General features: G+C 67.5%; 8 protein-coding genes. 7 read left to right on the top strand and 1 reads right to left on the bottom strand.

Annotation, left to right across the window (positions count from 1 at the left end; all coding sequences use genetic code 11):
* A partial coding sequence (locus tag ACWELQ_RS29880; protein WP_452400371.1) for an aldehyde dehydrogenase family protein occupies window positions 1-1,160 on the bottom strand: 1,160 nt, incomplete at its 3' end.
* A 233-nt stretch (window positions 1,161-1,393) separates the two neighbouring features.
* Between ACWELQ_RS29880 and ACWELQ_RS29875 the strand changes: the two genes are divergently transcribed.
* From ACWELQ_RS29875 to ACWELQ_RS29845, 7 genes are read left to right on the top strand one after another with little or no spacing between them, the layout of a single operon-like run.
* Entirely contained in the window at window positions 1,394-2,599 is a 1,206-nt protein-coding gene (locus ACWELQ_RS29875; RefSeq protein WP_452400370.1) for a cytochrome P450, read from the top strand.
* Window positions 2,599-3,375, top strand: a complete 777-nt coding sequence (locus ACWELQ_RS29870; protein WP_452400369.1) for an SDR family oxidoreductase — start codon at window positions 2,599-2,601, stop codon at window positions 3,373-3,375. The genes ACWELQ_RS29875 and ACWELQ_RS29870 overlap by 1 nt, the downstream gene beginning before the upstream one ends.
* 59 nt (window positions 3,376-3,434) lie before the next feature.
* Window positions 3,435-3,953, top strand: coding sequence for a nuclear transport factor 2 family protein (locus tag ACWELQ_RS29865; RefSeq protein WP_452400372.1), 519 nt, complete (start codon window positions 3,435-3,437; stop codon window positions 3,951-3,953).
* Window positions 3,950-5,203, top strand: coding sequence for a hypothetical protein (locus ACWELQ_RS29860; protein ID WP_452400368.1), 1,254 nt, complete (start codon window positions 3,950-3,952; stop codon window positions 5,201-5,203). Before ACWELQ_RS29865 ends, ACWELQ_RS29860 begins: the two co-directional genes overlap by 4 nt.
* Window positions 5,204-5,227: 24 nt before the next feature.
* Window positions 5,228-6,838 carry an acyl-CoA synthetase gene (locus tag ACWELQ_RS29855; RefSeq protein WP_452400367.1) on the top strand — a complete coding sequence of 537 codons (1,611 nt, stop codon included), beginning with the start codon at window positions 5,228-5,230 and terminating at the stop codon, window positions 6,836-6,838.
* 41 nt (window positions 6,839-6,879) lie between these two features.
* On the top strand, window positions 6,880-7,587 hold the full coding sequence (locus tag ACWELQ_RS29850; RefSeq protein WP_452400366.1) for an acetoacetate decarboxylase family protein: 708 nt from the start codon (window positions 6,880-6,882) through the stop codon (window positions 7,585-7,587).
* Window positions 7,584-8,354, top strand: coding sequence for an SDR family NAD(P)-dependent oxidoreductase (locus ACWELQ_RS29845; protein WP_452400365.1), 771 nt, complete (start codon window positions 7,584-7,586; stop codon window positions 8,352-8,354). Before ACWELQ_RS29850 ends, ACWELQ_RS29845 begins: the two co-directional genes overlap by 4 nt.
* Window positions 8,355-8,435 lie beyond the last annotated feature (81 nt).

The following is an 8,435-nucleotide window of genomic DNA, read 5'->3' as shown; positions in this document are numbered from 1 at the left end:
GAGTTCGGCAGGCCGGTGATGAGGGTCGGTTCTATGAACCAGCCGGGGGTTTCGGGGCGCTTGCCGCCGGTGACGATGGTGCCGCCGTCGGCAACCGCCAGCTCCAGATAGCGTTCGATGCGGGCCAGTTGGCGTTCGGAAATGACCGGGCCGCAAACGGTTCCCGGCTTGGCCGGGTTGCCGGGTCTGATATTGGCGAGGGTCCGCGCCGCCGCCGCCTCGACCGCCTGATCGTGGTGTTCTCTCGGGACCAGGAGCCGGGTGCTGATCGCGCAGCCCTGGCCCGCGTGCACACAGACCCCGAAGGCCGCGTAACTGGCCGCCGCCGCGATGTCCGCGTCGTCCAGCACGATGAACGCCGACTTGCCGCCGAGCTCGAGGAAGACCTTCTTCAAAGACGCTGCCGCCGTGCTCATCACGGACTTGCCGGTGGCCGTGGAACCGGTGAAGGAGATCATGTCCACGCGCGGGTCGGCGACCAGTTGTGCGCCAACCGCGTGGTCGTCGGAGGTGACGATATTGACGACACCGGCGGGAATGTCGGTGTGCTCGGCGATGATCCGGCCCACCGCCGCCGCGCACCAGGGGGTGTCGGGGGCGGGTTTAAGGACCACGGTGTTGCCCGCCGCCAGCGCCGGGCCGAGCTTGGCGAAGTTGATCTGGTGCGGGAAGTTCCAGGGGGTGATGGCCCCGACCACGCCGACGGGTTCGCGGCGCAGGGTGCGGGAGCTCTTGATGCCCATGGGGGAGGCGATGCCGAGATCGGTTTCCCAGGCATACGTTTCGGCCAGATCGGCGAAGTAGGCGAGGTCGGCGATGGGGCCTTCGAGCTGGGGGCCGCTGGTGAGCATGCGGGGTGCGCCCGCCTCGGCGATGGTGATCTGGCGGAGGGCCTCGATGTTGTCTTGCAGGGCGTCGCGGAGTTGCCGGAGGGCGGTGGCGCGGGCCTTCGGATCCGCCGACCAATCGCCGGTGTCGAAGGCCGTGCGGGCCGCGGTGATCGCCGCGTCCATATCGGCGGCGTCGGCATTGGCGGCCAGGCCGATCTGTTGCCCGGTAGCCGGATTCGACGTGCTGAACACGCCGCCGCCGCCCGGCGTCAGCTTGCCGTCGATCAGCAACCGCGAACCGGTCTCGGAGATGAGATCGCTCGGGCTCATAGGTAGCTCCCATGCTGTCCGGACACGTGTACGGACTATATGTACGTAGCTCGGATACGCGCAAGAACATGTTTCAGTTCTGCGGGCCGTATCCGCGCTCGGTTTCGGGATTCCGTTGTCAGACCATCCCGTCGCTAGTACCGTACAGACACATGTCCAGCTATGTGTCTCCGTTGCTGGAAAACGTTCGTCAGAGCCGATGAACGCGTTATCGAATACGAGGTGCAGACCTTATGACCGCAGCCTCCCTAGAGCCGCTGCTGTTCGACCCCTACGACTACCGCGTCCACGAGGACCCCTACCCCGTGTACCAGCGGTTGCGCACCGAAGCCCCGCTCTATCACCACGCGGAACTCGATTTCTGGGCGCTCTCGCGGCACGTCGACGTGGCCGCCGGCTTCCGTGATGATGCCCGGCTCTCCAGCGCCAACGGTGTCTCGCTGGACCCGGCCGCCTGGGGGCTGCACGCCTGGCGCACCATGTCCTTCCTGGCCATGGACGACCCGCGGCACCTGCGGCTGCGGAAACTGGTTTATCAGGGGTTCACGCCGCGGCGGGTGAGCGAGATGAGCGACCGCATTCGCGAGATCACGCTGCGGTACCTCGAACCCGCGCTGGCCGGTGGTGAATTCGACTGGATCGACGCGGTCGCGGGCCAGGTCCCCATGGACGTCATCTCCGAACTGCTGGGCGTGCCGGAGTCGGATCGGGCCGAATTGCGCAGGCTCGCCGATCTGCTGGTGCATCGCGAGGAGGGCGTGCTCGATGTGCCCGTCGCGGCCATGGAGGCGGCGCTACAGCTGGCGGGGTACTACAACGAGATCCTGGCCGCCCGTAAACGGCGGCGCACCGATGATCTGACCTCGGCACTGCTGGACGCCGAGGCGGACGGGGATCGGCTCACCGACGAGGAAATTCTCGGATTCATGTTCCTCATGGTGGTCGCGGGAAACGAGACGACCACGAAACTACTGGGGAACGCGCTGTATTGGGCCGGCCGCAATCCCGAGCAGTACGCGAAGGTGGCCGCGCATCCCGAACTGGTCGGCGACTGGGTGGAGGAGACGCTGCGCTACGACGCGTCGAGTCAGATCCTGGCCCGGACGGCCGCGGTGGACCTGGAGTACTACGGGCGCACGATTCCGCGGGGCTCGAAGGTGTTGCTGCTCATCGGATCCGCCAATCGCGACGATGCCGCCTTCCACGAACCGGATCATTTCGATATCGAGCGGACCGACAAGGGCGGGCTGATCAGTTTCGGCAAGGGTGTGCATTTCTGTCTGGGTGCGCATCTGGCCAGGTTGGAGGCGACCATCGTGTTGCGGGAGTTCGCTACCCGGGTCCGCGGGTACGGGATCGGCGAATCCGGTATCCAACGGGTGCATTCGGTCAATGTGCGTGGCTTCGCGCAGCTGCCTGTCTCCGTGGAGGTGCGGTGATGGCACGATTCACGCCACATCCCGACCGCAGGCCCGCCCTGGTCGCGGGCGCGTCGTCCGGGATCGGCGCGGCCACGGCGGAAGCGCTTGCCGCGCTGGGGCATCCGGTGGCGCTGGGTGCGCGCCGGGTGGAGATCTGCGAGACGCTGGCGGAGAAGATCCGTGCCGAGGGCGGCGAGGCGTTCGCGGGGCGACTGGATGTCGCGGATACCGCCTCGGTGAACGAATTCGTCAGCGCGGCAGAGGAAGCGCTGGGCCCCACCGAGATCCTCGTGTCCGGAGCCGGTGATCTGGAATTCGGGCTCGGATGGCAGATGGATCCCGAGGTTTTCGAAAGCCAGGTCCGCGTGCACCTGGTCGGCGCGCAACGCCTGGCCCACCGGGTCCTGCCGGGCATGGTGGCCCGGCAGCGCGGGGACTTCGTGATCATCGGATCCGATTGCGCCGTACGCGCCCGGCCCGGCGCGGGCGCGTACAACGCGGCCAAGACCGGCGTCGAGGCGTTCGCCACCCAACTGCGCATGGAGTTGGAGGGCACGGGGGTTCGCTCGTCCATCGTCCGGCCGGGGCAGACGCTGACCGGCATGGGGATGCAGGCCACGCCCGAAGTGGTCGGCCCGCTGCTGGAGAACTGGGTGAAGTGGGGATTCGCCCGGCACGCGCACTTCCTGCGGCCCGCCGATCTGGCCGCCGCCGTCACGGCCGTCGTGTCCATGCCCCGCGGTTCGCACCTCGTACTGGTCGAGGTGCAGCCGGAAGCACCGATCAGTCAATAGATTCAGCTCGATAGATTCAGGAGGCCGTCGTGGCCTGGTCCCGTGATGAACTCGACGAGATGGTCCGCCGCTGGGTGGACGAGAACAAACAGTGTGAGGCGCAGGGGGATTGGAAACCCCTGGAGCACTTCTACACCGAGGACGCCACCTACGGGTGGAACTACGGTCCGCAGCAGGAATTCATGGCCGTCGGGCGCGAGGAGATCCGGGAGATCGCGCTCGGGCAGGAGATGTTCGGGCTCGAGGGGTGGACATATCCGTATCAGGAATTCGTGATCGACGAGCGCAACGGGTCGGTGATCGGGTTCTGGAAGCAGGTCAACGACCAGCAGCGGGCCGATGGGCGGCCGTATTCGCCTGAAGGGATCGGGGGGAGCTGGTTTCGGTATGCCGGGGATTTCCAGTGGAGCTGGCAGCGGGACTTCTTCGACTTCGGCAATGTGACAGCGCTTTTCGTGGAGATGATCTCGAACGACGCCTTGTCGAGCGGCATGCGCAAGCGCATGGAACGGTCCATGTCCGGCCAGCCGCTGCCCGGCTGGTACCCGATCGGAAAGGGGCCGGTGCCCCTGTGGTGACCAGCAGATACGAATCGCTTACCAGATCCGAACTGGCGCTGCTGGTTCCGGAGCTGCTGCTGTGCGGGCACCTCATCGACCGGTCCGGCATGGCGCATGTGCTCGGCGCGCTGGGGCGGCCGGGCATGACGGCGGTGGCCATCGACGAATGGCAGCTGGCCAGTCCCGTGTACACGCGACGAATGCGCAAGGCGCTCAACATCACCGGTGACGGAGTGAGCGATATCTTCAAGGGCTTCCAGCTGGATATCGGTGCGCCGCCGCAGTTCATGGACTTCCGGTTCCGGGTGATCGACCACGACCACGGCGAATTCCATCTGGATCACTGCGGCGCGCTCGCCGATGTGGAGCCGATGGGGACCGAGTTCGTGGTGGCCATGTGCCACGAGATCGAGGACCCGACCTTCGATGCGACGGCGCTGGCCACCAATCCGTTCGCGCAGGTGCGGCCGGTGCATCGGCCGCCCCGCGAGCCCGCCGACCGGAAGCCGGTGTGCGCGTGGACGGTAACCATCGATCCGGCGCACGAACCGCCGCTCGCGCCGCCCGGCGCGGAATTGGTGGCGGGATCCGAGGCGGCGGCGACGGTGCTGGCTCCGATCGATCCGGAAGACGAGGGGCTGCGGGACTATTCGGGGCCGCTGCTGAATGATCTGCGGTTCTCCGACTTCTCGCGGTCGGCGCTGATTCGGATCGCCGACGAGGTGAGTTTGCAGCACCATTTGCTCACGCTCGGTTACCGGGCCGCCGTCGAAGCGCGGACGAAACCGGAAGTGGCGCTGGATATTCTGCGCAAGCAGTTCACCGGGATCGCGGGGCTCACCGCAGAGCGGATTCGCGCCGCCCTCGGGCTCGGTGATGATTTCGCGGCCCTCGCCAAGGTGCTGCGACTGCATCCGGCGTTCAATCCGGCCGCGTACGTGGATATCGAGGTGTCCAGCGAGACCACCGGCGGCGAGCAGTCGGTGGAACTGCGGATCGGGCGGGCCTGCGGAGCCGGGGACGATGGCGCCTGGCCGGCGCTGCTCGACGCCGACCATCTGCAACCGCTGGACGCGCTGGTGCGCGGGGTGAATCCGCGCTTCTTCACCCGCGTGCGGGAGTCCACCGACTGCGCGCTCACCCTCGAGATCCGCCGGGCGGATATGCCTTTCCGCACCGCCGACGAGGTCGCCATCACCCGGTTCAGTTCGGGGGCGGGCTTCGTCTTCGCGGACCGGGGCACCCCGCTACCGCTCACCGTGCTGTAGCCGCGAACACCAGGAGATACGGCCGTGGCCCGCAATTTCGCCGACCTCTACGAACACTCCGCCGATGCCGTGCCGGATCGGATCGCCGTCATCGAGGGCGACCGGCGGCGCACCTTCGCCGAACTCGACGCCCGCGCCAACCGGCTGGCCCATCACCTCGCGGCGGCGGGGGCGGGGCCGGGCACGCATATCGGGTTTCACATGCACAACAGCATCGAGTCGCTGGAAACGCTGTTGGGCTGCTACAAGATTCGCGCGGTGCCGGTGAACATCAACTATCGGTACCGGGCGGAGGAACTGCGGTATGTCTACGACAACGCGGATCTGGAAATGTCGGTGCATCACCGGTGTTATGCGCCGCTGATCGAGGAGATCCGGGCCGGGCTGCCGAAGCTTCGGCACACGGTGGTGGTCGAGGACGATCAGGGCGGGGCGGGGTTGGCCAGCCGATCCGTGTCGTACGAAGACGCGATCGAATCGGGTTCTGCCGACCGCGATTTCGCTCCCCGCAGTGCCGACGACCACTTCATCATGTACACCGGCGGGACCACCGGCCTGCCCAAGGGCGTGATCTGGCGGCAGGAGGACATGTGGCGGGTGCTGGGCGGCGGGATCGACTTCTACACCGGTGAACCCGTGACCGACGAGTACGCGCAGTCCCGCATGGCCGCGGCGAATTCCACGCCCATGACCTGGTTCGTGCTGCCGCCGTTGATCCACGCCGCCGCCATGATGCCGACCTTCACCGCGCTGTGGTCGGGCAACGCGGTGCTGTTCCAGCCCCGCTTCGATCCCGACGAGGTGTGGCGGGTGGTGGCGCGGGAGCGGCCGCACGTGCTGGTGGTGACCGGGGACGCCATCGCCCGGCCGCTGGTGGATTCCTACCGGGCCGCGCCCGTGGACGCCTCCTCGTTGATCTCCATCGGCTCCGGGGCCGCCCAGCTCACCCAGCCGGTGAAGAACGCGCTGCTGGAACTGTTTCCGAGCACGCTGGTCACCGAATCCATCGGCTCCTCCGAAACCGGTTTCGGCGGTATCGGATTCGCGCAGAAGGATGACGATCCGGCTCGCGCGCCGCGGGTCAATGTCGGGCGCGGGGCGCTGGTGGTCGACGACGACGGGCGTCCCGTCGCGCCGGGTGGTACCGGCTGGGTGGCCAAGACCGGGAACGTGCCGATCGGGTACTACAAGGATCCGGTCAAGACCGGCAAGCTGTTCCGGACCGTGGACGGCGTCCGGATGGTCATCACCGATGATCGGGCCCGGGTCGAGGCCGATGGCTCGGTGACCTTGATCGGGCGCGGGAACATGGTCATCAATACCGGTGGCGAGAAGGTCTTCCCCGAAGAGGTCGAGGCGATCCTCAAGGCCCACCCGGCGGTGTACGACGCGATCGTGATCGGGGTGGCGCACGAGCGCTGGGGGCAGCAGGTGGCCGCGGTGGTGTCCGCGGCCGACGGCGTGATCGACTTCGAGGCGCTCGCCGCGCACGTGCGCGCGCACCTGGCGGGATACAAGCTGCCGCGCCGGATCTGGGTGGCGGACACTGTGTCGCGGACCCCCAGCGGCAAACCCGACTACCGCTGGGCCAAGTCCCGTGCGGCGTCGGCCGAACCGAATTGGGAAAGTCGATGAAACCACTGACATCGGGTACTGAAACCTGTTCTAATTTCGGCGTGGAGGCGCATTCCGTACTGGGCGAACAGGTCCGCATGCCGGTCGAGATCCGGCAGGCCGATGCGTGCTCGGCGCTGTTCCTGGTCGATGCCGCCGCGGCGCGCGGGCTGCTCGCCGACGCCGGGCTGCAACCTGTCACCGTGCTCGGAAAGGCCGTGCTGTCACTGGCATTCGTGCGATACGTGGACGGGGACCTGGGGCCCTACCACGAATTCGCGTTCTCGCTGATGGCCAAGCAGCGCGGGCGCAAGGACAGCACCGGGGCTTATATCCACTGGCTGCCGGTGAATCAGAGCTTCACCTGCGAAGCGGGGCAGTCGATCTGGGGCTTCCCCAAGCTGATGGCCGACATCGACATCACTCCCGACGGGCGTGGGCATCGCTGCGAGGTTCGGCTGGACGGGCAGCTGGTGATCGCGCTGCGGGTCGCGGACGGGTTCCCCATGCCGGGCGGCGCGGGCGGCGCATCGATCGACGCCTACACCTGGCGCAACGGAATCCTGCGCCGCACACCGTGGGTCATGAATCCGGGCGGAGTGACCGGACGGCCCGGCGGTACGCGCGTGGAGCTCGGTACGCACCCCGTCTCCGACCAGCTGCGGGCGCTCGGCCTGCCCAAGGGTGCGCTGTTCTCCAGTCGTATCGGCGCGCTCCGGATGACCTTCGGGGAAGCCGCCACGGTATTGCAGACCCGGGAGGTCCGATGAGCCGCACAGCATTGGTGACCGGTGCGGCCAGCGGCATGGGACGCATTGTCGCGCAACGGCTCGCGGCCGCGGGATGGACCGTGGCGGCGGTGGACATGAATGCCTCCGGACTCGCCGAGACCGCGTTGCGGTCGCCGAATACGCATACCTACACCTGTGACGTGTCCGATCCGGGCCAGGTTCGTGCCGTGGTCGACAAGGTGCGCTCCGAACTCGGCGCCATCGATCGGCTCGTGCACGCCGCGGGCATGTGCCATGTGCACGCCTCCGTGCTGGATCACGATGTGGCCCAGCTCCGGAAGATGATCGACGTCAACTACATCGGCACCGTCAATCTCTGCCAGGCCGTCGTTCCGGCCATGAAGCAGGCGGGCGCGGGCACCGTGGTGCTGTTCGCGTCGCTGGCGGGCTGGCTGCCCTCGCCGGGCATGGCCGGGTACACGGCCTCCAAGCACGCGGTGATCGGGTTCGCCGACAGCCTCTCCTACGAGCTGCACGGCACCGGCGTCCGCTTCCTGGTGCTGTGCCCGCCCATGGTGGAGACGCCGTTCCTGGACGCGGTGCGCAAGGAGAACGCCAGCGTGCTCGGCAATACCGGCGGGGCCACCCCGGAAAGCATTGTGGACGCGCTCGAGAAGGCGTTGGCCAAGCCGAAGACACCGCTCTACGTCTTCCCCGGGCAGGCCCGCCCGGCGTATCTCATGCGGCGCTTCCTGCCGAATATCGCCCGGGCCATCGTCCGGAGCACGGTGCATCCCACCGAATAACCCCCGCACGTGGATGTCGGCAAGTGCTCCGCTCGACATCCGCACCCGGCGCTGGGCGGCCATGATCCTGTGGCCGCCCAG

This window comes from Nocardia sp. NPDC004722 (assembly GCF_053601505.1).
The sequence above is the reverse complement of the archived record's forward strand: the minus strand, read 5'-3'. Positions and strand labels throughout refer to the sequence as shown.

Coding starts and splice junctions, on each gene's coding strand:
- ACWELQ_RS29870 (WP_452400369.1), top strand. CDS start 2,599: ATGGCACGATTCACGCCACATCCCGACCGCAGGCCCGCCCTGGTCGCG.
- ACWELQ_RS29875 (WP_452400370.1), top strand. CDS start 1,394: ATGACCGCAGCCTCCCTAGAGCCGCTGCTGTTCGACCCCTACGACTAC.
- ACWELQ_RS29865 (WP_452400372.1), top strand. CDS start 3,435: ATGGTCCGCCGCTGGGTGGACGAGAACAAACAGTGTGAGGCGCAGGGG.
- ACWELQ_RS29845 (WP_452400365.1), top strand. CDS start 7,584: ATGAGCCGCACAGCATTGGTGACCGGTGCGGCCAGCGGCATGGGACGC.